At 44.8% G+C, this 23,587-nt stretch carries 27 protein-coding genes; 23 read left to right on the top strand and 4 right to left on the bottom strand.

The window, feature by feature from the left end; all coding sequences use genetic code 11:
- The first annotated feature begins 372 nt into the window (after window positions 1-372).
- From ACUTQW_RS10555 to ACUTQW_RS10500, 12 genes are all read left to right on the top strand, one after another.
- Window positions 373-750 carry a hypothetical protein gene (locus tag ACUTQW_RS10555; protein WP_020439758.1) on the top strand — a complete coding sequence of 126 codons (378 nt, stop codon included), beginning with the start codon at window positions 373-375 and terminating at the stop codon, window positions 748-750.
- The gene (locus ACUTQW_RS10550; RefSeq protein WP_080589810.1) at window positions 747-1,277 is read left to right on the top strand and encodes a serine hydrolase domain-containing protein; all 531 of its coding nucleotides are present in this window, start codon (window positions 747-749) and stop codon (window positions 1,275-1,277) included. Before ACUTQW_RS10555 ends, ACUTQW_RS10550 begins: the two co-directional genes overlap by 4 nt.
- 374 nt (window positions 1,278-1,651) lie before the next feature.
- Window positions 1,652-2,341, top strand: a complete 690-nt coding sequence (locus ACUTQW_RS10545) for a response regulator transcription factor (protein WP_006327934.1) — start codon at window positions 1,652-1,654, stop codon at window positions 2,339-2,341.
- Between the two features lie 2 nt (window positions 2,342-2,343).
- Window positions 2,344-3,513 carry a sensor histidine kinase gene (locus ACUTQW_RS10540; RefSeq protein ID WP_006327933.1) on the top strand — a complete coding sequence of 390 codons (1,170 nt, stop codon included), beginning with the start codon at window positions 2,344-2,346 and terminating at the stop codon, window positions 3,511-3,513.
- A 573-nt stretch (window positions 3,514-4,086) separates the two neighbouring features.
- On the top strand, window positions 4,087-4,425 hold the full coding sequence (locus tag ACUTQW_RS10535; protein WP_006327932.1) for a hypothetical protein: 339 nt from the start codon (window positions 4,087-4,089) through the stop codon (window positions 4,423-4,425).
- A 90-nt stretch (window positions 4,426-4,515) separates the two neighbouring features.
- The gene (locus tag ACUTQW_RS10530) at window positions 4,516-4,890 is read left to right on the top strand and encodes a hypothetical protein (RefSeq protein WP_006327931.1); all 375 of its coding nucleotides are present in this window, start codon (window positions 4,516-4,518) and stop codon (window positions 4,888-4,890) included.
- A gap of 95 nt (window positions 4,891-4,985) precedes the next feature.
- Window positions 4,986-5,564, top strand: coding sequence for a hypothetical protein (locus tag ACUTQW_RS10525; protein WP_135638622.1), 579 nt, complete (start codon window positions 4,986-4,988; stop codon window positions 5,562-5,564).
- A 74-nt stretch (window positions 5,565-5,638) separates the two neighbouring features.
- Window positions 5,639-6,124 (top strand): hypothetical protein, encoded by a 486-nt coding sequence (locus ACUTQW_RS10520; RefSeq protein WP_006327929.1) that lies wholly within the window; start codon window positions 5,639-5,641, stop codon window positions 6,122-6,124.
- An 87-nt stretch (window positions 6,125-6,211) separates the two neighbouring features.
- Window positions 6,212-6,610, top strand: a complete 399-nt coding sequence (locus ACUTQW_RS10515) for a DUF3085 domain-containing protein (RefSeq protein WP_006327928.1) — start codon at window positions 6,212-6,214, stop codon at window positions 6,608-6,610.
- A gap of 279 nt (window positions 6,611-6,889) precedes the next feature.
- On the top strand, window positions 6,890-7,897 hold the full coding sequence (locus tag ACUTQW_RS10510) for an ArdC family protein (protein ID WP_006327926.1): 1,008 nt from the start codon (window positions 6,890-6,892) through the stop codon (window positions 7,895-7,897).
- 11 nt (window positions 7,898-7,908) lie between these two features.
- Window positions 7,909-8,172: a TA system toxin CbtA family protein gene (locus ACUTQW_RS10505; protein ID WP_006327925.1), complete on the top strand. Its 264-nt coding sequence runs from the start codon at window positions 7,909-7,911 to the stop codon at window positions 8,170-8,172.
- Window positions 8,173-8,288: 116 nt separating this feature from the next.
- Window positions 8,289-9,212 (top strand): DUF1281 domain-containing protein, encoded by a 924-nt coding sequence (locus ACUTQW_RS10500; protein WP_020439753.1) that lies wholly within the window; start codon window positions 8,289-8,291, stop codon window positions 9,210-9,212.
- 166 nt (window positions 9,213-9,378) lie between these two features.
- On the opposite strand, the gene ACUTQW_RS10495 is transcribed toward ACUTQW_RS10500, so the two are convergent.
- The 3 genes from ACUTQW_RS10495 to ACUTQW_RS10485 all read right to left on the bottom strand — a co-directional run bounded on the left by ACUTQW_RS10495 (window position 9,379) and on the right by ACUTQW_RS10485 (window position 12,045).
- Window positions 9,379-9,633: a hypothetical protein gene (locus tag ACUTQW_RS10495; RefSeq protein WP_407822032.1), complete on the bottom strand. Its 255-nt coding sequence runs from the start codon at window positions 9,631-9,633 to the stop codon at window positions 9,379-9,381.
- Window positions 9,634-9,908: 275 nt separating this feature from the next.
- Window positions 9,909-10,847 (bottom strand): VirK/YbjX family protein, encoded by a 939-nt coding sequence (locus ACUTQW_RS10490; protein ID WP_064799153.1) that lies wholly within the window; start codon window positions 10,845-10,847, stop codon window positions 9,909-9,911.
- A 367-nt stretch (window positions 10,848-11,214) separates the two neighbouring features.
- Window positions 11,215-12,045: an oxidoreductase gene (locus ACUTQW_RS10485; RefSeq protein ID WP_020439751.1), complete on the bottom strand. Its 831-nt coding sequence runs from the start codon at window positions 12,043-12,045 to the stop codon at window positions 11,215-11,217.
- A 130-nt stretch (window positions 12,046-12,175) separates the two neighbouring features.
- Here ACUTQW_RS10485 and ACUTQW_RS10480 point away from each other — a divergent pair, with 130 nt between their 5' ends.
- Both ACUTQW_RS10480 and ACUTQW_RS10475 read left to right on the top strand, forming a co-directional pair.
- Complete coding sequence (locus tag ACUTQW_RS10480; protein WP_020439750.1) at window positions 12,176-13,066, top strand: LysR family transcriptional regulator; 891 nt, start codon at window positions 12,176-12,178, stop codon at window positions 13,064-13,066.
- Between the two features lie 233 nt (window positions 13,067-13,299).
- Entirely contained in the window at window positions 13,300-13,587 is a 288-nt protein-coding gene (locus tag ACUTQW_RS10475; RefSeq protein ID WP_020439749.1) for a Bor family protein, read from the top strand.
- Window positions 13,588-13,677: 90 nt separating this feature from the next.
- On the opposite strand, the gene ACUTQW_RS10470 is transcribed toward ACUTQW_RS10475, so the two are convergent.
- Window positions 13,678-14,430, bottom strand: a complete 753-nt coding sequence (locus ACUTQW_RS10470; protein ID WP_064799152.1) for an SDR family NAD(P)-dependent oxidoreductase — start codon at window positions 14,428-14,430, stop codon at window positions 13,678-13,680.
- Window positions 14,431-14,695: 265 nt separating this feature from the next.
- Here ACUTQW_RS10470 and ACUTQW_RS10465 point away from each other — a divergent pair, with 265 nt between their 5' ends.
- The 9 genes from ACUTQW_RS10465 (at window position 14,696) to ACUTQW_RS10425 (ending at window position 23,585) form a co-directional block, all read left to right on the top strand.
- Window positions 14,696-15,385: a hypothetical protein gene (locus ACUTQW_RS10465; protein ID WP_064799282.1), complete on the top strand. Its 690-nt coding sequence runs from the start codon at window positions 14,696-14,698 to the stop codon at window positions 15,383-15,385.
- 998 nt (window positions 15,386-16,383) lie between these two features.
- Window positions 16,384-17,301: a ParA family protein gene (locus ACUTQW_RS10460; protein WP_064799151.1), complete on the top strand. Its 918-nt coding sequence runs from the start codon at window positions 16,384-16,386 to the stop codon at window positions 17,299-17,301.
- Window positions 17,298-17,483, top strand: a complete 186-nt coding sequence (locus ACUTQW_RS10455) for a hypothetical protein (protein ID WP_064799150.1) — start codon at window positions 17,298-17,300, stop codon at window positions 17,481-17,483. Before ACUTQW_RS10460 ends, ACUTQW_RS10455 begins: the two co-directional genes overlap by 4 nt.
- A gap of 49 nt (window positions 17,484-17,532) precedes the next feature.
- Window positions 17,533-18,060, top strand: a complete 528-nt coding sequence (locus ACUTQW_RS10450; protein ID WP_235195974.1) for a hypothetical protein — start codon at window positions 17,533-17,535, stop codon at window positions 18,058-18,060.
- Window positions 18,061-18,859: 799 nt separating this feature from the next.
- Entirely contained in the window at window positions 18,860-18,982 is a 123-nt protein-coding gene (locus ACUTQW_RS10445; RefSeq protein WP_265324934.1) for a hypothetical protein, read from the top strand.
- 65 nt (window positions 18,983-19,047) lie between these two features.
- On the top strand, window positions 19,048-20,325 hold the full coding sequence (locus ACUTQW_RS10440; protein WP_235195973.1) for an MFS transporter: 1,278 nt from the start codon (window positions 19,048-19,050) through the stop codon (window positions 20,323-20,325).
- The gene (locus ACUTQW_RS10435; RefSeq protein WP_064799149.1) at window positions 20,322-22,055 is read left to right on the top strand and encodes a ThiF family adenylyltransferase; all 1,734 of its coding nucleotides are present in this window, start codon (window positions 20,322-20,324) and stop codon (window positions 22,053-22,055) included. Before ACUTQW_RS10440 ends, ACUTQW_RS10435 begins: the two co-directional genes overlap by 4 nt.
- Entirely contained in the window at window positions 22,045-22,770 is a 726-nt protein-coding gene (locus tag ACUTQW_RS10430) for a methyltransferase domain-containing protein (protein WP_081275708.1), read from the top strand. Before ACUTQW_RS10435 ends, ACUTQW_RS10430 begins: the two co-directional genes overlap by 11 nt.
- Window positions 22,758-23,585: a YqcI/YcgG family protein gene (locus tag ACUTQW_RS10425; RefSeq protein WP_064799148.1), complete on the top strand. Its 828-nt coding sequence runs from the start codon at window positions 22,758-22,760 to the stop codon at window positions 23,583-23,585. The genes ACUTQW_RS10430 and ACUTQW_RS10425 overlap by 13 nt, the downstream gene beginning before the upstream one ends.
- The last annotated feature ends 2 nt before the right edge of the window (window positions 23,586-23,587 follow it).

Raw genomic sequence — 23,587 nt, 5'->3', positions numbered from 1 at the left:
GATTCCCAGTCAGATTGACTGAGTTGCTGGCTGCTAAGCGTTTACAGATCTGGTGATGAAATCCATCTTGAGTCCGTAGATGGGGGGATGTTTCTGGTTCTGCCAGCAGTGTGCCTTGAGGAATGATAGTAGAGGTGGGGTTCTTAGATCAACTTATTGATGATGAATCAGGAAAAACACCTAAGGCATCCTAGCAAAAAGTGTCGTTTGAAACTGTTATGGATTAATAATTATGGGCGTAGAGCTTATCGTGGGAATATGCTAATGAATGTCAATTAAAATCACAAGTTGATAAAAAATTGACAATTGATTAGCAGTATCTTGATAGTAACGGTATTTAATTCGTGCTGGATTATAACCAGGATGCATTGAATGAAAAAGATACTCTTCTCCATAATTATGTCATTGTGTTTGACTTCATCAGTCTATGCCCAGTCTTCGGCTTCCGTTATCGGACTAGGTGAGAATATCTCTAGTGCCGGCAAAACACGTACTGAACTTGGTATCGAGCAATACAACATGCTGAGCCAGAGAAATAATCGTTACAGCTTTAAACATGCAAAGGAGTTTTTCCCCCATAAAAGTATTGATACTGCAGGTACGCCGGTTTACTCGCTTGGAACAGGTAAGCCTCAGTTGAATATGAACGAAATAAATTTCGACTTTGAAGATCCGGTTATTCATCGTGTTTTTCGAAAAACTGTCGCGGATATGTTGCATCAGACACGAACAGATTCGTTTTCGTCATAAAAAATGGCGAAATAAGATACGAAAATTACTTCGATGGGCAAAGTAGTCGCACTCGCCATCTGGTAATGTCTGTATCAAAATCACTTACCGGGATACTGGCCACCTTTCTCGTTGCTGAAGGGAAGTTAAACAGGGATGCTAAGGTCATGGATTATATACCTGAGTTGAAAGGTGCGGCTCCTGAGCTCAAAAATGACCATGGGCCGAGGACTATTCGTCAGTTCTTAACTACACTGAAAAAGCAGAGAAAACATGGTGATAAGTTCCATTATGTGACTCCCACTACGGATGTACTTTGCTGGCTTACAGAACGTGCCTCAGGGGAGACATTTGAAACGTTATTGTCAGATCGGTTGTGGTCTAAACTCGGTATGAGCAGAGGTGCCTTCGTGTTGGTTGATAAATCAGGCACCCCATCCTGTGGTGGCGGTGTGAATGCTACGGCAATAGATCTGGCTAAGGTCGGCGTGATGTTATTGAATAAAGGTGAATTTAATGGGAAAAAATCCTGCCGTACAAGGCCATAGAGAGCATCACTTCTGGCGGCGATATTAATGTATTTGCGGAAAGTGGATCTGCGGCAGAAGGGCTGGCTGGAGCTATAAGGACCAATTCTGGATCCGCAATAACGCTCATCATGCCTATACGGCAATTGGTGTTTACGGTCAATGGGTATACATTGATCCGACAGCAAACGTGGTGATTGTGAAGCAATCCAGCTTGCCGCAGGCAGATAACAATGGGGTGGATGCCTATACTCGTGCGGGGTTCGATGCGATTATTAAGCAACTCGACAAGCAATGACGCTGAACATGACATAATTTCGCATAGTTACTGGCTGTAAAAGCGGCCAGTAACTATACAGGAATGAGAGGGATTTATTGGTAGTCAGGAAAACGTTATGGACAAAAAACATGTATTGATTATTGAAGATGACAGTGATGCCGCACAGGTGCTGGAAGCTTATCTACAACGGGAGCATTTCCATGTCTCAGTGGCTGGGGATGGTTCTAAAGGGATGGAGATGGTTCAGCGCCTGAAGCCTGACTTAATCTTGCTTGACATGATGCTGCCGGGTATCAACGGGACGGAAATTTTGAGCCAGTTAAGGAAAAAGAGTGACACTCCCGTCATTATGATCACCGGAATGGGGGATGCGACGGATAAGATCGGTGCACTTCGTTATGGTGCCGATGACTATATCGTCAAGCCTTATCATCCTGGGGAAGTGATGGCCCGTGTGCATGCGGTAATGCGACGCTATTACTATCAAAATCATGTGAAAGAGAGCCTGTCTTTTGGCTCATTGCGCCTTGATACTGAATCGATGGTGGCCTCCGTCGAAACCTCCGCTGATAAAGTCCAAAATCTCGAGCTAACCCCGACAGAATTCAGCTTGTTGGCGACACTTTTACGTGCACCTACCAAGGTTTTTTCACGTCAGGAGTTGCTAGAAAAGTGTTTACCAGAAAGTGAGGCTATGGAGCGAGTGATGGACATGCATATTTATAAGCTACGTAAAAAATTGGAGAATGCCGGCGTCACTGGAGTGCTGCTCACCGTCAGGGGCTTCGGATACAGGTTCAGGTAAGTATGGACAAGTCACACAAACCGTCATCTTTATCGCGTTGGATTTTATTGCGGGTCCTCTCACTGGCTATTGGTTGCGTGATCATTATTGCCAGTTGTATGTGGGGTGCTTATCGTCTGGTATATCTTTGGAAACTGCACTCTATGCCTGAGTCTACCAGGGAAGAGATGCAGAAACTGTTGGCAGACCCAGACATTAATATCACACGCTATCATCAACTGGTGGATGCTTGGTATGGCGTAAACTTCTCTAATCCTTCTGCCACCTCTATTGACTTGATGCTGCTTTGTTCCCTAGTTTTGGTCGCTATACCGACAATTGTTATCCTTGGGCTATATGCTGCCCGTCCGCTATCACGCCAATTTACCCGTATTGCGAAAATAGCGAGGAAGGTCTCTGAAGGGGAGTTTTCGCATCGTGTCGGGCTGGAAAGAAGAGTGCCGGTAGAGCTCATCAACCTGACTAACGACTTTAATACGATGACGGAGCGCCTTTCGCAATATGAACGTGAACTCAAGGCTTCTCACGTGGCAATGGCCCATGAGCTACGCTCTCCCCTTACTGCAGCGACCGGACGGATGCAGGGAATGATTGATGGCATTTTTCCTTGTGAAACGAAGCAGCTTAACCTTGTCATGAGTCAGCTTCATCATCTTAACCGTTTGATTGATGATCTGTACCTGTTATCCATGGCGCAGGCGGGGCAACTGTTACTGGATAAGTCTCCGGTTAATATTGTTGAATTACTTAGAGAACGGATCCTCTGGTTGAGGCCGCAGGCTGAACTACAAGGCTTTACTTTCACTCTGGAATCACATACCTCACCGAGTCTTTTGGTCGATCCTTATCGTATGGGGCAGGTATTTATCATTTTGATGGATAACGCATTGCGTTATGCCAAAGAGGGGCGGCATCAGGAGATCAGCTTATGTGACGAACCCGGTTTTCTAGCAGTACGTTTCCGTGATTACGGGCCCGGGGTAAGCAGTGAGTTTTTACCGCATATGTTTGAACGTTTTGCTCGCGCTGAAAGCTCCAGAGCGAGATCTTCAGGCGGTAGTGGGTTGGGACTTTCTATCGCACGTGCTATTTGTGAGTTACATAGAGGGAGCCTAGATGCGGAAATCGCTCCAGAAGGGGGAATGACTTTCACGTTACGGTTGCAGGTGTGAAAATATATTTATTTTTTGTTGGTTTTGTTCGGTTAGGACTATGCCATGTCCCATATTAAAATAATTTCTTTATTGATGTGTTTGCAATTACATTTGGTAGGTTTTAATGGTTGCTGTTAATAACAGTTTTTTTCCATATTTAACATGTTGACGTGATATTGATAGTGTCAGGATTCGAACACTGATTATATAGCTTGATTTTTTTAAGAAACATAACCTGGCTGCATTTTAGTTCTCCTGTGGTTGACATTGTTCTCTTTTGATTCGAAAATGAACAGGCTTACTTGTTGTCTTCGGACAACCAGCCAATGCTTCAGCACTCTGTGAGAAGCGCCTTCGGGTGAGTGCCAGCCAAAGTTTCAGCGGTCTGTGAGAAACGCCTTCGGGTGACTGCCAATAGCCTCGTAGCCTGAAAGAGGAAGCCCCAGTGGCGGTAACCCTGTTTAACCTTTGAGAACAGGGATCACTTAACGGTGATGAAGGTACTGACGATTGCGGTTACCGCAATCCAATCCCCAGGGGAAATACCTTTCCCCTGGGAGCGGTGTTTCCCTTTTTTACAGGAGAAACACCATGTCTGTTTTTACTTCTTCAGTTGTTCCTGATTTCTTCTCAACCCTGCACCGTGTCAAATCGGCTGTCCAGCGAATACCTTTTCGCATGACGCCGCCGCGTTTTACTGACTGGTACGTCAATGCAGCAGGTAATTTTGCCGTTCGCGCGCATGTTATCTGCAGTGATGATGGTTCGGTCAGCGCGTTGCTGACGCTGCGCAAAGGTTGGTACAAAGGCGAATATACCTACGCAAGCACCCATGTTGTGCTGGCTTGCAAACATACCGAGCGCAGAAAAGCTTACCGACTCGCTAGCCAACATGCTGAGCATTTGGCCAGACTGCGTTACCGCTTTTAGAGCTGTCGGTTTACCCACTTAATACCCTGACGGGGATTTACACCCGTTATGGGGATAAATCCCGCTTTTCTTTTTGTGGAGGATTTATCGATGCATACCCAGTTACCCAACGTACTTGACGTGAAAACCGCGCTTGATGCGTTTCATTTCCTTTGCCTGGTTGAAGGTAAGCTCATGAGTATACGGGCTTGCCAGCGCTTGGGATTGGGTATTGAACGTGAAGACCCCACTGAGCTGAATGATGTGGAAAATGCCGTTATCAATGCGGGAGAGGCCTTTGGTGGTTTCCTGCTGGTCATGCAGTACGGCTATATATCGACACTTTCCGCTAACGGGCAAGCGCTTATGGCTCGCCTGGATACACTGAGCAAAGATATTCATGCGTCTTATTGGACACAGGCCGTGGAGCAAGGCAAGCGTTATGTCGAAGCCGACATAGCTATTGGCGAGCTCGAGGTTTGGTGATCGGCACGGCAGCCTGACAGACACACACCCTGACGGGGATTTATTCCCGTCAGGGGGATAAATCCCCCCAATTTTTTGTTACCGGAGGATTTATCGTGAGTATGAACGTGTATTTTGTCGCACCACCGTCCCAGGACGAGTGGATTGATTTCACCCTGGCGGTAACCGAGGTGTTCTGGTTGTTGCCGGATGAAGCCCGGCCAGAAGGTATCACGGAAGCCGGCCAGCTGTTTGATGGCATGATCTTCGAAACGGCCGGTTTACGTGTATCACCGGAATCAGAGGAAAATAGTCCGATGCAACCGGTGCCTGACGTCGAAGAACGTGTGGGGTTCTTTCAGCGCCCCGACTTTTTTCACCGACTGGTTCTGACACTGATTCATAACCTGTGCCCTGGCTCTGTACGGATAGAGCGGAACGACTCCAAACTCGCCAAATATCCAGGATGGGAGTTGCCACTACTCTGGTTGCGCCACCACCTCAAACGCCCAGAACTTATTGCTCCAGGTGAAGTGGATGAGGCGGCACTGACTGATGACTCCATTCTTTACCATTTGGAAGGGTATAGCAGTCATAACGATGATCCCGATGAACTGCTTTGTCGCTGGTGCGTTATTGTCGGCATGGATGACGTGCTGGCGGCGCGTTTGAATCAGGCGCATTCGGCGGCATAGTCGCGATTTTTTTATTCACCCGGCAGGGCCTCCCTGCAGGGGAGCTCCTGTCCGTATACCGAGAGGAGTGACCCATGGGGCTTGATATCAACTTTTTCCGTCAGCGTAAGGCTGACTATCCGATGTTGCCGGTTAACGGCGACTGGACACCCGTTGGCGACTGGGTGCCGTGTTCACCAGCGTGGCTGGAGGACGGCGGTGATTGTGTGCAGGCGCCGCGAATATACAACCACAAAACGTGTAACCACTACCATCCGCCGCTGCTGGTTCACTCCTGTCATTTTCGCGGGTTTACTGCGTTGATGCATTGGGTGGCCAACAGTGTCGGGGACGTCAAAAGCGGTGAGCTGATGGCGTTCGACCGCAATGACATCCAGATGCTGCAGATGCTGTTGTCACGATTGAATGAAGCGAACTGCCATGAGGAGTTCCCTGATGACTCTCGCGACTACTGCGATGTGTACTGGATGCAGGTCGACTTACTGAAAACGTACGTTAACAGCGTACTTACCGGTTTCGATTTTAGTCGGTATCACCTTTACTTCCGGGCTTCGTGGTAACACCACCGCGCTGGCCATAACGTTTTATTTCCCTGGAGGGGCTTCCCCTCCAGGGGAAGTCGTCTCCGCTTTTTAAGGAGACTTATCATGTTGCATTTTAACCCTGCAGAACTGCGCGCCGTGGTGGCTGAAGTCCGCGCCAATCAGTGTGCGTTGGTGTTGGCCAAAGACGACGGCGTCTATCTGATGCCTGCTGTGGGCGAACGAAACGCCACCGGCCGTATCAAGCACCTGGCGTATGCCGACGGTTGCCATCCCGAAAAGGATGAAGCCTGGTATGAAACGTCCCGGCGGCTCGCTGGCGGCGACGACTTTGGCGAGGAGCTGATGCTGAACGACAGTTGTATCGAGCGAATACTGTCGCAAGGCCATGAGCTCTGGATCCACCTGTTACCCGAAACGGTCTATATGCACGTTGCCACGGTTAACTGGGTGTGTGTCGCCGACTTCCGTCGTATAACCGCCCGCATGCTGCAGCTGGCCTAGGTCCATTACTCGGTTTGTGTCAGCCAGGATGAGTTTAAACACTGGCGTGAGCGGTCCATCAACTTGCTGGCCACGGCCTGTCATACCGATTGCAAGCGGGCAAAGCCCGCCGATCGGGAAGACTATCTGGCCATGTTCGAACGGCTGAAACAGCGTGTTGACACGGTAAACCCGAAAGGGGCACTGCGTTACCCCGCTCTCTAACCACTTTTTTCTGTCCCCTGGGGCGTATTCTTCGCCGCTAGGGGAGGAATGCGCCTTTTTTACGAGGAGCACTCCATGAAAAAAACATCATCATCACGTCGGCCGGCAAAAGCCCGTCGCGAACGTACTGACCTGTACCAACAGGTTACGGACAAAATCATTGCCGCCATCGAGACGGGAACCTTGCCCTGGCGCAAGCCCTGGCGGACCGACAAGGGCCGCGGCGCGTCGACGGCCATCATGCCGCAGAACGGCACGACCGGTTACCACTACAGCGGCGTGAATGTGCTGTTGTTATGGATGGCCGCGGACGAAAGGGGTTTTCACTCCAATCGCTGGCTCACCTACAAGCAGGCGGAAGCCGTTGGTGGGTATGTGCGTGCCGGCGAAACCGCGACGCTGGCCGTGGTATTCAAACCCTGGGACAAGCAAGTGGAGGATGCTGACGGCCGGCAGCTGTTTGACGAAGAGGGGAACCCGCTGAAAATGCGAATACCCATGCTGAAGCCATTGTACCTGTTTAACGTTGCCCAATGCGACGACCTCCCGGAAGTTGTCGGCATTACGCCGGCAGAGGAGCCGGAAGAGGAGGGGGCGTTGGTCGATGCGAAAACACAGGCTCAGGTCAGCACCCTCGTTGACGCCTGTGGCGTTCGGGTTGAACAGGTTTACCAGGACAGAGCCTATTACGCGCCGGGTCGCGACCAGATTGTCCTGCCACAGGTTCAGCAATTTCGAACCGAGGCGGATTACTGGTCGACGTTATTGCATGAACTGGTGCACAGCACCGGTCATGCAACACGGCTCAACCGGGAGGGGATCACGTCTTCCTCCCGGGCGTTCGGGGACCCGGTATACGCGTTCGAGGAACTGGTGGCGGAGCTGGGCAGTGCTTTTATGTGCGCACAGCTTGGCGTCTTTGGCGACATCCAGCACGACAGTTACCTTGAACATTGGCTCAGGGTATTGCGTGAAGATAAGCGCGCGCTGTTTCGTGCGGCAAAACAGGCCCGTGAGGCGTCAGAGTTTTTACTGAAACCCTTGGCGGAAGCGGTGACAACCGATCCTGCCGTTGCGGCATGAGGAGTCTGGTGATGACGATTGAACAACGTTACTGGCAGACCATTGCCGGCAGGTTACTGGCCAAATACTTTGGCCTGGCCTTAAACGATACCGATCTGTGTGAAGCGGAGTGCGTGATGGCTTTACAGGAAGCGGGAGTGCGGCCGTTTGAGGCGATCAACAACCTGGTGGATAAATACCACCTGGTACGCCTGGGCGCCAGTCCCTTTACCCCATCATCACCGTATCTGCGCCAGGCGGAAGAGCTGGGCGTGATCGGTGAGCATGAACTCTAACGGCAGGGCAGTACCCTTGTCCTGACCATCATGATTTAACACCTAACCCATCGGGGGAGACTTTCCCCCGTAGGGGAAAGCTTCCTCTTTTTTCTTGTAAGAAGAGGAGAACTACTATGTCAAATTGGTGCACCAATCGTCTGGTCATCACGGGCCAATCCGTTTTTGTGGATGAACTGCAGCAATGGGTGAATGGCCATGTTGTGCCTGACTACCGTCATGCCATTCAGCAGAGCTGCCGGCTGTTCCTGGCCGGGTGCGGCGGCATACTGAAGCCGGCCACGACAAAACCCGGTGTTTACGTGTCCTATCCGGGCTTATTAACGCATCCGGGTATCGCATCACCTCAGAACCTGGCCTTTGAACACTGGTTCGGGTTGCTGAAGGCGGATGTCCCGTTAACGGCTGAGAGCATTCGCTTGATTGAGCGTCTGTATCGCCAGTCGGGTATTGACGCCGTGAAATGGGAGAACATCCCCAACGTCGCGAAGGAGCGTATGGCGGATGTGCTGTCTCGCCAGTATGCGGACTGGTTCGGTCTGGTGGGAGTGAGCCCTGACATCGATGCCGGCAGCTGTTGGGAGCGTTTGGGCATGATGCCTGAGTATACCGCACCGTGCGATATGCTGATGCTGATCCCGACGCGCCTGGCTACCGAGCTGAATGGTTCAGGCGCACTGTTACGTGATGTGCCGACCACGGCCGAGCTCTATGGTCGACAGTACGGCGTCGAATGGCCATCAGGCCAGAATGTCGGTTGTGTTCGGGATGGCATCAACACGTTGACTGTTCACTTTGATTCCCCGTGGTACCCGCCAGCCGGCGAGGTTATCGGGATAGTGTCGGATCTGTTCAGTTGCCAGGTGGAACATACCTGGTATATGCCCGATGCGAAACGCAGTGGTTACGATCGCTACGACCGCGGCGAGCATGTCGACGGCGGACGAATAGCGGCTGAGGTCGAGGTTGGTGAGGTGAGCCACCTGGCCTACGCCGACAAGGATTCTGTGCCGTTGTCACCCAATTCAGCAGTTGGCTAATCACCGAGTTTTGTTATTGCATTAACCTATGGCCACCGATGTTCGGTGGTCTTTTTCCCCGTAGGGGGAGATCACCATACGGACGTTTACTAAGGCACAAAAAAATTCAGCGGTCTCTTTGGCCAAACACTATGTCTCCACCTGTTGTACCAGCGGTGATATTGCCTTACTTATTGATTGAAGCCTGTTCTTTACGCAGCAGCTCCCAATAGATAAGGCATAATTTAGTGATTTTGGCGGCTTTCATTGTTTTCGATTTATCTCCATTTATCGAGTAAACCGCGTTAAGCAGAGGGTAAAGCACTGCGCCGGGTTCAATGATGTGATCAGTCTTGGTTCGCGCAATGAGAGTTAGCTCACCTGAATTCAGCACTAGAGCGTATGAGTAATCTGAGTTTTTTAAAGGAATACTATCAATCACAAGCCATTGCAAAGGCCACCTCGGCAGAAATCCTACATTGAATTTAGAGAAATGAATGGATGCAGTGCATAATGTTTTGTACTCACCGTAAACGTGTCTGCTTTAATTTACGCCCCCACACTGAAATAATTGGGGGGCAGGGCGAGGAATGATTTCAATAGGGGAATGCTGCCATTTTTCAACAGATCGCCATAGCAGGAATTGAGATTTTCCTGTTGCCCAACATCAGATTAACACGGAGGATTTAATCAGATATTTACCCCTCGCCAAACATACTATTTACTTATTGAGATACAGTTATTAATTTGTTCATTCATACTATCCAGTAGCTGAAAACGGCGCCGATATTCCGCTCGTTTTTTACTTGGGATATTTTCCAGCATCTTCCGTTCTGGCCATATGGGCAAATTCCAAACCCGTTTGTTCATCTTTACCCCCCCTAGCGATTCCCAGAATTCGTCATAGCTTGCGCGGAAATGATGCCCTTTACTCCAACGGTAGCGCAGCGCACGGAAAACATGTCCATCGTTGCTGACGCCATAAATGGTGCTGATAGAAGTGCGGGCAACCAGTAGCCAAATAAACTCCATCAGGATCCTCTTTGGGAAAAGCCCGTGGCAGGCACGTGTTGCGTCTTTGATGACATCGTGCGCAACATCACGTCTTGGTCCCTGTAGACCGCCGATCACCAGGACCAACTTTGCCTTTACCTGCATAACACTAAACGTAAGGCTAGCCAGCAACCTATCGTTGTTATCACGCAGCCATAGTGTCGCTTCCCCTTCGAGTTCGGCTTTATGCGCGCTGGATGCTGAAAGCGTGAAACACGCTTCATCTTTCCCTGCTAATTGCAGCAGCATAACTTCATCGGGGGATGTAAATGCCCTGATGAGTCGAGGGGCCGACAGCGAGTCGATATAGTGATAATAATCGACGATTGCTGCGGCGCGCTGGCCCGCATTTAACCCTAAAATTAAATACTGACGGTGTGGTTTACTTGGCAGAGTAATCTGTGCGTTTAACAGATATTCAAAATCAGTGCGTTTTGAAAGGTTTTTCAGCATGTGCCGTGTCGGACCGTAATATAACGCCGTTCTTATCATAAACTTGAAACGGTAGTTTTTTTTCTTCCAGATGTCTCCGGGAGTCAGTCGCCCTGTAATGAGGTCAAAAATAATATGAGTGCGAGATGTTGAAAGTTTTCCATGTTTCATGAAATTGATACTTCTCCAAACCTTATTGAAGGTTATGATTAGAAATTATTTAAACCATATTCCAATTAATTTCTTTTCATACAACAAACATAAGAAATTATTAATATGAATAGCGATATAATTAATCCAACATAAAACAGATGGGTAAAATAAATGCAAATTTCAAAAAAAACACGTAATTTCATGGAGCGTCCAACATATGAAAACGCTGGGGGGAATAATTATTCTATTGATATTTATATTGCGAGCTTAAAATTACATTGATTGCGCGCCGTTAAAGCTAGCGGTGTATGAGCATAACCACGCATTCTACCTGTCCAATACACGCAAAAACCGGATAAGTCCGGTTTTTGTGTCGTATCGTTGTTTAGTCTTTAAAGTCTGTCGAGAGGGACAGCGCTTTCCATTCGGCTAATTCAGCATCCACAAAGCGATGCTTCTCGCCGATCCGAGCTACCGTATCACTGCCCAACGCTAGGCGCTGAGGAGGGTTCGGCGCATTAACCAGAGTCAATATGGCTTCGGCAAACTTCACTGGATCACCAGGCTGAGCGTGATTAGCTCCCTCGGCAAAGCGCCGCATTTTCCCGACGGTATCGTCGTAGTCTGAGAGCTCCAGTGCAGTCTTGATCAAAGACTGCTCATCAAGGAAATCGGTGCGAAAGAAACCTGGTTCAACTACCGTCGCATGGATACCCAAGGGGGCCAACTCTTGGTGGAGTGCTTCGGTGATGCCCTCCACGGCAAACTTGGTGGAGCCGTAAACCCCCCAGCCAACATAGGCTTGATACCCGCCGACAGAGGAAATGTTGATGATGTGGCCGCTACGTTGGCGGCGCATGTGTGGTAGTACAGCGCGCGTCACATTCAGTACGCCAAAGACGTTGGTGGCGAACAGACTCTCCGTTTCGCGAGCACTGGTTTCCTCAACCGCGCCCAAAACTCCAAAGCCAGCGTTATTGATAACGACATCAATCTGGCCAAAACGCTTGATACCTTCAGCAACAGCCTGATGTGATTCTTCTTCGCTGGTGACATCCAGTCTTACAGCCAGCAGGTTTGGGTGGTCGCCCAAGCGATCAGTGATGTCTTTTGGCTTGCGAGCGGTAGCGATGACTGAGTCTCCCGCACGCAGGGCATGTTCTGCGATGAGTGTGCCAAATCCACGGGATGCTCCAGTAATGAACCAAGTACGCATTTCAACTCCTCCTGTCAGCGATCCGTTCGGTGTCGCTAAGTCTTCTTGATGGGTTGACACAACTGTACACATTCATTACTAATGTGTTAATACCACTAATTTGACATTGCTTTGTGAAAATGGCTCATATATGAAAGCACCATCGCCAGCTGACCTGTCGATATTTTTGAGTATTGCTCAACATCTAAACCTAAGCAGGGCAGCAATAGATCTTGGCCTTACCCCTTCAGCCTTGAGCCATTCTTTGCGTGTACTGGAGAATCGGCTTGGCGTGCGGCTGTTCAATCGTACTACGCGTAGCGTGGCATTGACCGAAGCCGGAGACAGGCTATACACCCGCCTGAGACCTGCATTCCGAGATATTGATGATGCTCTCGAAGACCTCAATAGCTTTCGCGACAAGCCTTCAGGCAGTTTGCGCATAACCGCAAGTCGCCAGGCTTGCGAATTGGTGCTTCTCCCAATAATTAGCCCGTTTCTACAGCAGTATCCGGATATCCGGCTGGAGATCGTCGAAAGCGATGCTTTCGTCGATGTAGTAGCTGAGGGATTTGATGCAGGAGTACGCTTTAGTAATCGACTGGACGCAGACATGGTGTCTTTGGAAATTGGCCCGAACCTGCGATCTGTTGTCGTGGGGGCACCCAAGTTTTTCGAGCTTCACGGTGTCCCACAAAAACCTGAAGATTTGCAGCGTATTCCCTGCATTCGCCATCGATTTCCCAGTGGGACAATTTATCGCTGGGAATTCGAGCGTGGGGGGATCACCCAAGAAATTGAAGTTAACGGCTCACTTACCCTAGGTGACGTCAGTCTGATGCTCAGGCCGGCTATACAGGGGCTGGGATTGGCTTATGTCTTCGAGGACATGGCGACTCGATATCTGGCCGAAGGGAGCTTGATCCAGGTTTTGGCCGATTGGTGTCCATACTATCCAGGACTACATTTGTATTACCCGGGCCGGCGACATGTACCTGCTCCGTTAAAGGCTTTCATTGATTTTGCCCGCACGACCCGCTAGTTAAGGAAGCAAAAGTGCGCTATTTGAGAGGAAACTAACCACTGTTTCACTCCTTGTTATAGACGTTTTAATCACTCTTCCTTTCTTCTGAATACGAGGTTCACGAAGACAACTACTAACCTAGTAATACATAGAGTGTGGTGTGATTTTTTTGTTAAAATTGACTCCAGCATGTAAATTAATGTAAAAGGATTATCGTTAAAGTGTTTTGCTAATTTACATAAGGAATGGTTATGAAGAAGTTGTTTGCCACTGTAGTTCTCGCAATGGTTGTTACTGGCTGTGCTCAGCAAACATTTATTGTAAAAAATGACGTAGCGGTAACACCAAAACAGATCACTACTCACCACTTCTTTGTGGCCGGTATTGGTCAGAAGAAAACTATTGATGCTGCCGCTGTTTGTGGTGGGACTGACAAAGTTGTCCGTACAGAAGTACAGCAAACCTTCGTTAATGGGTTGCTTGGATTTGTGACCTTTGGCATCTACGCTCCGCGTGAAGCTCGCGTATATTGCTCATAATCATTTTGCTGTAAACTAAGCCTGCTTAATGCAGGCTTTTTATTATTTCTACTTGATATTAGATATTTAAAAGTTGTATTACACGCGGAATTAACCTACTGAATAACCACCGTCAATAGTGATAATTTGGCCAATGATAGAACGGGCATTATCCGAAGTCAGGAAAAGTGCCGTTGCAGCAATCTCCTCGGTTGTAACAATACGCCCGGTAGGCATTTTGCTGAGAAATTTTTCCTTCTCTATCGGATCGTTCCCCACAAACCGGTCAAACATTGCTGTTGCTACTGGCCCGGGCGCAATGGCGTTAACCCGTACCCCGTCAGCGGCAACTTCAAGTGCGGCGGAGCGCGTTAATCCGTTTACTGCATGTTTACTTGCTGAATAGACGCTGCCGCCAGGAATACCGACTTGCCCAGCTTGCGATGAGAAATTAATCAAGCTGCCTGACCCCTGTTTGCTCATAACCGGCAGAACATGCTTCATCACCAGTTGGGTTCCCAGCACATTGGTATCAAATACATGGCGGAAGTCTTCGACTGTGGTTTTGTCATGCGAAATAGGCTGCCCCTCTGTACCTGCAACATTAAGCAAGACATCGATTTTCCCAAAGACTTGTTGCGTGTACTTAATTAATTCGGAAACCTGATTTTCAAATACGATATCGGCTAAAAAGAAGTGAGTATCAGGATTGATTTGACGTAGTTCGGTTTCTAATTCCCTACCTCTTTTTTCATTACGTCCTGAAATTATTACATTATACCCCAATTGACTGAACGTGCGGGCACATTCTTCGCCAATGCCGCTAAGCGCACCAGTAATTATGACGGTTTTATTCTTAGACATCCTGAATCTCCATGGACTGTAAAATACCTACCCCAGTATAGATTGGGATTCAGAAAACGGAAATAAAACATCCTGTTTTTAGTTGCGTTGTAGTTATAATAAGACGCGGTTTTAATACGTAAAACAATAATGAAAGGCATTGTTACATTATATTCATAAAACGAGAGGGTTTTTAGGTTGCAGAAATATGTTACTTATAGAGTGAAAATGAAGGATTATGCTTTCGCTTTGCAGTGAAAGCCCGAAAGTCCATGGGAGGACTTCCATGACCAAGATCAAGATAGAGAGTAGACAGTTTTCACCTTTGGATGAGAAGAGTTCACCAACCATTGAGTATTATTTAGACAATCCCGTAATACCTGCCTGCGCCGGGATAAGCCTTGTTAAAGATCTCAATCACCGCTTTGTTGCATCTAACTTATTGTTTAGTCGGTTCTCTGGTGTGGATCCGTATAGGTTGCCGACTCTTGATGACTCAGACATGCCATGGGCTGAAAGAGGCGATATTTATAGAGATCATGAGAAAGCGATCCTTGCAGGTGAGGTTTACAATGTTCTTGAACCCCTCCCGGGAGTCGTTCATGCATTTTTACATACTTCTAAACAAGTTATATATGATAAAAATGGATTTCCTGCCGGCACCACGGCAACAGCCATTATTATGAATGGTTATGTTGATTTTCATAATGTTACTGGTATGTCGAAAGTGTTAAAAATATCATCATACAAAGATGTGAAACTCAGTGCCAATGAGGCTAAACTTCTGTTTTTTCTTCTTAAAGGATTGAAAAGAAAACAAATATCAGAGCTTTTAAATATTAATCTTGCTAATTATGACTACTGCATGAGAAGCCTGAAGGTCAAGTTCAATGTAACTTCAAGTGTTCAGCTTATAGATGAGTGCATTAAGCTAGGGTATCAGGATACATTTCCTTTTCAGATTTTTTTCAAATAGTTATCGTGAGTTTATTGGTTTTATACTATGACTTCTCATAGGTTCTTAAATTATTCTTTTTGACACGTTAACAAAATTAATATTATTCTACTCCAACGCGTTGCTAATTAAAAAACTATAAGTAATTATCATAATACCTTGTGATATTATTGTGGCCGGATTTATTTAAATAACGGTCAGGATATTGAAAATGCGTAACACCAGGGAACTTTTCAACACTTAGCTTTAGAATGATTATAATGCATAAGGTAATCTATTCTCCAGGGGGGATAAAATAAGTCGATGGCAATAAATAGAGTGTTAATATCTGTGTAGATATATATTAGAATTTTTTATATCGGTGCTGAAAGCCCATATGTTCGAAGTATGTACCATATATCCTTTCTTATTTCCTGGATTAACGCCTTTTCTACGTAATAAGATAATGTGACGTAATGGTAAGTTTACCATCCCTATAAAAATTTAAAAAAGATATAGCTCTGATATTTTTTAGTGAGCTACTGCTTCAACTCACTTTCCATGGGATCTTTTTACCAGACACAATCAGCATGTATGACAGCCTAACGGAAACTTTTTCAGTTGCGAAAAGGTTTTCCTATGGTGCGTACCCTATTAACCTGGGCAGATAGCACCAGTCATGATTCAACGGAGTGCTGCTAATGCCGATAGCAGGGGTGATGATATCGCTGGAGGCGTGACATGCTGAGGCCATCAAATGGGACCCGGATATGCCGGCAAAGCCAGCGGCAATTACTTCAGGCTCATGAGGCCCTGCTGGCTACTATGCTTTAGCCTTGGTCCGCAGGAAGAGTCCATACCCCAGAAAGCAAAAAACCCGCCATAGGCGGGTTCTTCTAAATATGGTGCCCGGACTCGGAATCGAACCAAGGACACGGGGATTTTCAATCCTCTCTTCGCTAGCAAGTTGAATTATCGCAGTGGGAAATTAGTTTTTGTATCGAATTTGTACTCATCGAATACTTTATTCGAGTGTACTCATGGAAAATATCGTCACAAAAGCCACTACTGCTTCAATCAGTACTAGGCCACAAATCGTGCCTATGGTTTCAACTAAAGGCGGAGAAGGTAAATCCACTCAAAGTGCTAACCTTGCTGGCTTCCTCGCCGATGCAGGTAAAAAGATCCTCCTCATCGACGGCGACCACTCCCAGCCCACCGCAAGCAGCATTTTCTCCCTGGAATATGAAGCACCCAATGGTTTGTACGAACTGTTGATGAAGACGGTCGACCTCAACCATTCTGAGCAAATTATCTCCCGTTCTGTTATCCGAAATCTGGACATCATTGTTTCCAACGATCCCCACGACCGTTTATCTTCTGCCATGCTGCATGCCCCTGATGGGCGTATGCGCCTGCGGAATGTCCTGCAACACCCTTTGTTCAACGAGTACGATACCATCATCATTGACTCCAAAGGCGCGGCGTCTGTGATGCTCGAACTTATTCTGGTGGCCAGCACGGAATTTGCTGTTGGGGTTATCAAGCCTATACTGCCGGACACCCGTGAGTTTCTGCGTGGCACATTGGGGTTGATGGAAGGATTATTGCCGCTGACCTGCTACGGCATCGCGTTACCCCGTATCCGTATCCTGACCAACTGCATGGAGTACACCAATCTGGATTGGCAGACTCTGGAAAGTTTGCGCAGCATCATCACAAATGGCCAATATCTGCGTGCAGATGCCTTCGACGTCTCCCTTCTCGACACCATCATCCCCAAGCTGGAAATTTACAAAATGGGGCATGCTTCCGGTCAACCCGTTCATCGTCTCGAAAGAACCACCACCCGTACATCAACGCTCGCTGCTGCTGACACTATGTATGAGCTGGCCTGCGAGTTGTTCCCTAACTGGATTGCCGACTTCGACGTTCTGCGTCAAGAGGCAAATCAATGAATATTGAACAGTTTGTGACCTTTATTAATGAACAGCGCGAGTTAGCCGCACCTGCACCCTGGCAGGTTCTTGAACTCTATAGCGATGGCGTCACTGTCGTGGATGTCAACGGCTTCGAGCATGTGGAAATCCCTAATGTCGCGATTTTTCCAGACTGGGAAAAACTTGAGCTTGAGCACTGATCGGATAACGGTGGGAGCCGTGATGTGAGTATCGAGGAGCAACGGGCTAATGGTTACCGAACTCAGTGTGAAACAGGGGAGCAAAACACCGAGTTCGTTTTCCGAACTCATTCTGGAATCAGCTACTTACGGTGCATCAACACAACCGAACTGTAACGTACGTTCTTTCACACAGAGTGTGAATAAAACAACGTACGTACCTGAGTTACCGACCGAACTGCAGAACAGCATGGCGGCTGATGGCCAACGACAGGTCGTGGCTCAGTTGCAAGCGTTACCCGAATCCTACTCTCGGCAGGTAATGGAGAGCCTGGCACATACGATGGCACGAGGTAGCCTGAATAACCCCACTGGCTGGCTGCTGGCGGTGATCAAGCGCGCCCGGAATGGTGAGCTGTATGCGAGTACAAAATCCCCAGAACCTACCAGTCCTGTACCGCGACGCCAAATACCTTGCTCTGCGACGCCAGCAAAATCAACAGGTCCAGTCCGCCAACACCTGGCTTCGCGGGAGCATGTCAGCGACATTGTTGCGAAGTTACGTTTGGGAATGGCACGCGCAAAAAATAGGTCATAAATCTGGCAGGGGGGAAACGTACAGCGTTGGCAGTGCCAACACTGCATAAAAAACAAATAGCAGAAAGTCTGAATATGTATCCAGAATTTTCGATTCGCTCAGATGAAAACTACGTTGGTTAAAAAGTAATCGCTATTGGCACTGCCAATGGCGATTAAAAAGTGAGCGAAAATTCACGTCATCACTTTTCCTTTGGAAATGAAAAAGAGTTTTGGATTGCTGCCAATGGTGTCTGCCGAGACTATTTCAAGCCACACACATTCCCAGAAGGATGCTTCTAATGGTTGAATCAGCAAAGAATAACGAACAAAAACCGACGCTGGACTTCTACCGGATCCTGAAAACCAAAAAAAAGAGCCACAGTTAAGCAGGTGGTTTACTCATGTCAGCGAAAGCGGCCTGGTAGCCTTTATCTAGAACGGTGATGAATTATGCGGTTCATCAACCACTACTCACTTACTGGGAGGTAAGGACCCCATCTAGCAGGCATCTACACCGTATTTTTATGCGTTAATGCTTCACGTGCCGAGTAGGTATGGGGAGAATGTAAGGTTAAATAAATTTATTAATAACTAGAGGTAATATGTATGAATTTTAATGAAACAAAGTATTTCAAATAATGTTAAAATAATTCATTGTTGAAAATAAGTATATATTACAACAAGTTATATAGATGTGACTTGGGTGATTTAAATTTGATCGGTTCATGATATTTATGATAAAACTTTCTTGTCACGACAAAATGTTATCGTTTTTGTTGTATGACATAAATCAAGTTACTAACTTAAAGGATGGTAAAATGAATAATGATACGATCAAACCGACTAAAAAACTGAAAGTAAAACGTGTTGATGTGACCAAACTTAAAGAGCAACAGAAAAAAGTTCTGTCTTGTGGCCCGAACTCCTGTGGTGCGAATTAATTAAATAGTTCCAATGTTGTAGGGTGGCGATCGATTGATCGCCATTTCTAACTTAAGGAAAAGTCATGATAATAATTGATCCAGAGATAAAAAAACTATTACACAGTTGTTCTGCAATGAATGCGATAAGAATGGTTACTGGTTCTTTTCATGTTTTTTTCCTTTTTTCAATGGGGGTTTCAATATCAGAAATAGCCATTTTGCAAATGGTTTTTAGCATATCTATTTTTGTATTTGAGTTGCCAACGGGAATATTGGGTGACAAGCTAGGTGTAAAACAAAATGTAATTCTATCTTGTTTTTTCTATGCTCTATTCTTTCCGTTATGTACGTTTGCTCCGAACATGTATTTACTGATTATGGCCGAAGTTTTTTATGCGCTTGGCGCATGTTTCTGTTCTGGTGCAGATAGTACATGGATTAAGGGGTTAGTCGATAGGTTGCCAAGTGAAAGTCGTGAGTCTAATATATATCACCACTACATGTCATATGTAAGAGAAGTAAATGCATTAATGAATTCTGTATCAGGTGTCATTGGTGTAATTATTGTTGTGTTAATTGGAAGTTATAGTGCTGCGTATTACTTATGCGGTGTATCATTTATCTTTTTGGTGTTCGCTTTCAGCAAAATAGATTCAGTAAGTGAAAAGAAAGATGTACAAAACATTAAAGAAAGATTTAATGTTTACTTGCATACAAAAAATGCCTTACAGCTGTTAGTATCAACAAAAGTTGGTATTTACTATATATTAATATGCGGGTTGGTTGTGGCAGCAATGCAACCCGTATTTCATTTCTGGCAACCATTCATTTTAAATCAAACTGGATTATTGAATAATTCCACAAAGAATCAAGAGATCGTGATTTTAGGCGGATGTTTTTTCTCCTATTCATTTACAAAATATCTCTTCAATAGATATTTTAGGAAAACTCTATTGACTAGGTACAACCCGATGAAAATAACATTATTGGCGACTATTTTTGCGGCTATATCTATGCTTGCACTGATTTTTATAAAGGGACAATGGCTTCCAATAGTGATATTTACTATGTTCCATAGCTTCTTTTCAGTCCCAATGAGCCAATTTGACTCTGAGTTCTTTAAACACTTAAATAATAATAACTCAAACACTGTTTTATCTATTGTTAGTTTGCTTGCACGAGTTTTTGGTATTGTATCTCTTCTCATCATAGGGGGGATGGCAAAAAGCTTACCTCTATCATCGGCGTTTGTGTTTTCTTTTATTTGTATATTGAGCGTAATTCCGGTCACTATCGCATGGATAAGATATATTGATAAAAATGAAGAAAACAAAAATGGAATCATTGGAGTTGCGGAATGAAAATTCAATTAAATAGATCTCTTCCAATAAAGTATGTAGAAGAAGAAAATAGAATTGTATGCGGTCAAACCCTTATGGACATAACGGAGATAGAAGACTGCCCTGCATTTTTACTTAAACTTCTTGAGGAGCTGAACGTTCCAGAAGAATTTGACTATGTTGCCGAAAGATACAATCAGTCAGCTTCTGAAGAAGCTTATAATATAAACGAAATTCTCAACAACTTGATTGAGGAAAAAATAGTATCATATACTTGGGAGCAAGATCGCTATGATAGGCATAGATTGTTCTTTGAACTATCAGGAATGAATCAGGCAGATTCAATGAATGCCTTGAGAGACGCAACCGTTGGGATCATTGGATCTGGGGGCATCGGTTCCAATGTTGCGACTCTTTTAGCTGCAGCCGGTATCGGTTGCCTAAAAGTTAGTGATGGCGATTTAATTGAAGAATCTAATTTAACTCGTACGACTACTTTTAAGGAATCGCAGATTGGCACGCTTAAAATTGATTCTTTAAAGGCGAATTTAGCTGAACAAAATAGCTTTTGCGAAGTTCATACTTTACCACACCTCCTCTCCAGAGATAAATTACACGAGTTTATCTCTTTCTTTTCGGACTGTGACATTCTTGTTTTATCAGCAGATCCAAGTAATGCATTTGAATTAATTGGGAGGTTGCATAGTGAGATCAATATCCCCGTTATTAATGCTGGCTATTTAGGAAGGATGGGATTAGTTGGCCCAATGATGGATGCACATTCAAAACCAGGGTTCGAACAACTGTTTAATAGAGATGTATTTGAGAATATAAATACTACTATTAGAATAAATAAAAAATATCAAGCTCCATCATATGGGCCATTAAATTATATAGTTTCATCAATATGTTCACACGAAGTAATAAAATTCATTACCACTGGAAATAGCATTCTTAAAGAGAAAAGGCTAATAATTAATCCGGATAATTATGAAACGCTAGTTTATGATTATAAAAAAGATATAAACTTAAGTAGTCCTACGCAACATTATCCAGACAATGGAACAATCGAACAATTTGATATAATTGCAGATTTTTATAAAAATCATAGAGAGGGGACAAGTTTAAATAGAGTGATTCTCGATGACTATGTAAAAGAGGTAATACTCAAAAGAGAGTATGCTACTGCGTTGGACATAGGCTGCGGAATAGGCACATATAGTCGAATGCTCGACCTTTGTTCTGCTCGAGTTGTAGCATTAGATACTAATAAAAAAATGCTAGATGTTGCCAGAGAGAAAGGTGGGCAGATTGAATATATTCAATGTGATTTAATTGAATATGAAAGTGATAGCTTGTTTGATTTTATTATCTTGTCCTTAGTGCTAGATCATATAAATGATTATTATTCATATATAAAAAAAGTTAGGTCCATTTTGAGCAGAGAAGGTAGAGTTCTATGCATAGTACCGAATCATGTAAAAGACTCGTGCACTAGCCATCAGAATGACAAAATGGTAATAGAAAATTACTTCTACGAAGGGGTACAAACTAAAAGTAGGCTTGACGAACATGGCAATTTTTTATGTGAGATTAACTCTTTCAAAAGAAACCTATCAACCTATGTAAATAGTTTTATCGACGCGGGATTCTCATTGGTATCAATTAAAGAGCCACGGCATCCTGATAAGATGCATTTAGGTCATAACTTTCCTTACTTCACAGTATTGGAGTTTAAATATGGGAATTGATAATGTATTTATTAATAAAGACCAAATGAAGTCATTTGAGTTTAATGAAGATGTATGCAATGTTTTTGATGATATGGTTTCACGAAGTGTTCCAGGATACGAAGACATCCAGGATTTAATCGCATTGATGTTTGATTCTTTTTCATTAGAAAAAATATTTCTTGATATAGGGTGTTCTACCGGTACAACAATAAATAAGCTGTTATCACAGACGCAAGTTAAACATTGTTACGGAGTCGATGTTTCTGCATGTATGCTTGAAAAAGCAAGAGAAAAGTGTGAGCCTTACAAAGAAAAAGTGACATTAAGTAATCATAACTACCTAAGTGGAGAGAATAAAACCATCTGCGACATCATGAGACCTGATTTTGTCATTCTAAATCTTGTACTTCAATTTATACGTCCACCAGAAAGAGAGGAATTTATAAAAAACATAAAATCATCATGTTCCGATCAAGTCACAATGATTGTCTTCGAAAAGATTATATTTGAGGATCCTGTTATAAATACCACCTACATTGAATCGTACTTAAAATGGAAACATAGCAGAGGATATTCTAAGACAGAAATTGAAAACAAAAGGTTAGCTCTAGAGAATAAATTGATACCATATCTTGACTCTGAAAATATAAAATTATTTAATCGCTGTGGTTTCAGTATGGTCGAGCATTGTTTCTCATTTTTAAACTTTAGAGGATATCTATGTCGTTGCTAATAGCGGATGTTTTAAATGACAGAATTTATGCAAAGTTCAGTGAACACGAAGCTATTCATATTGAGCCGGCCTCGCTTATTAGTGAGCATATATTTCATGAAGTGAAAAATAAAAACCATGCCGTTATAAGCAAAATAAACGATGTAATTAGAGATGAATTCGATTTAAAAATAAGTCAGGATATTGACGAAGTGCTTTTAATTAATGAAGATAAGTATAATCTACAACAAAAAAGCATAAAGGCATTTTCTAATGTGAAGTGTATATATGCACATAGAGGGCGACATTGGTTCGATATCTTTGATGAAAATGACGCAAGCTTTACAGAAGTATTGAGTCGATACTTAAAAACTTATAACATTCATAACCTTGATGGCCTGTATTTGATTTTTGAAAATGCAAATGTGACCAGTGATAATGACCTAAGTATTAAACTAGCCAATTTCCTAAAAACAATTCAGGACAACCTTGCACCTAATTTGCTTAAAAAAATAACAGATGAAAAATGGCGTTTTATAATAGATGGGGTTGAACTTTACCTACTTGTTTTCTCAAATCATTACCCAAAAAATCACTCTAGGTATTTACCGCTTAACAATACCATTTCATTTCTTGTTCAACCAGATCAATCCTTTGATCGGTTTGCTGATAATGATTCTAATCTTATAACAAAAGATAACAAAGAAAAAATCAGGGAAAACTATAAGAAAGAGGGGTGTATCTACAATTATTCACTTTCAGAGTCAAGTGACCATAGAGCTAAATTTATAAAATCAACTGATACTATTAATGTTATAAATTGGTGGAGAAACTAAAA

The sequence above is a fragment of the Serratia sp. TSA_7 genome, from assembly GCF_052692135.1.
The sequence above is the reverse complement of the archived record's forward strand: the minus strand, read 5'-3'. Positions and strand labels throughout refer to the sequence as shown.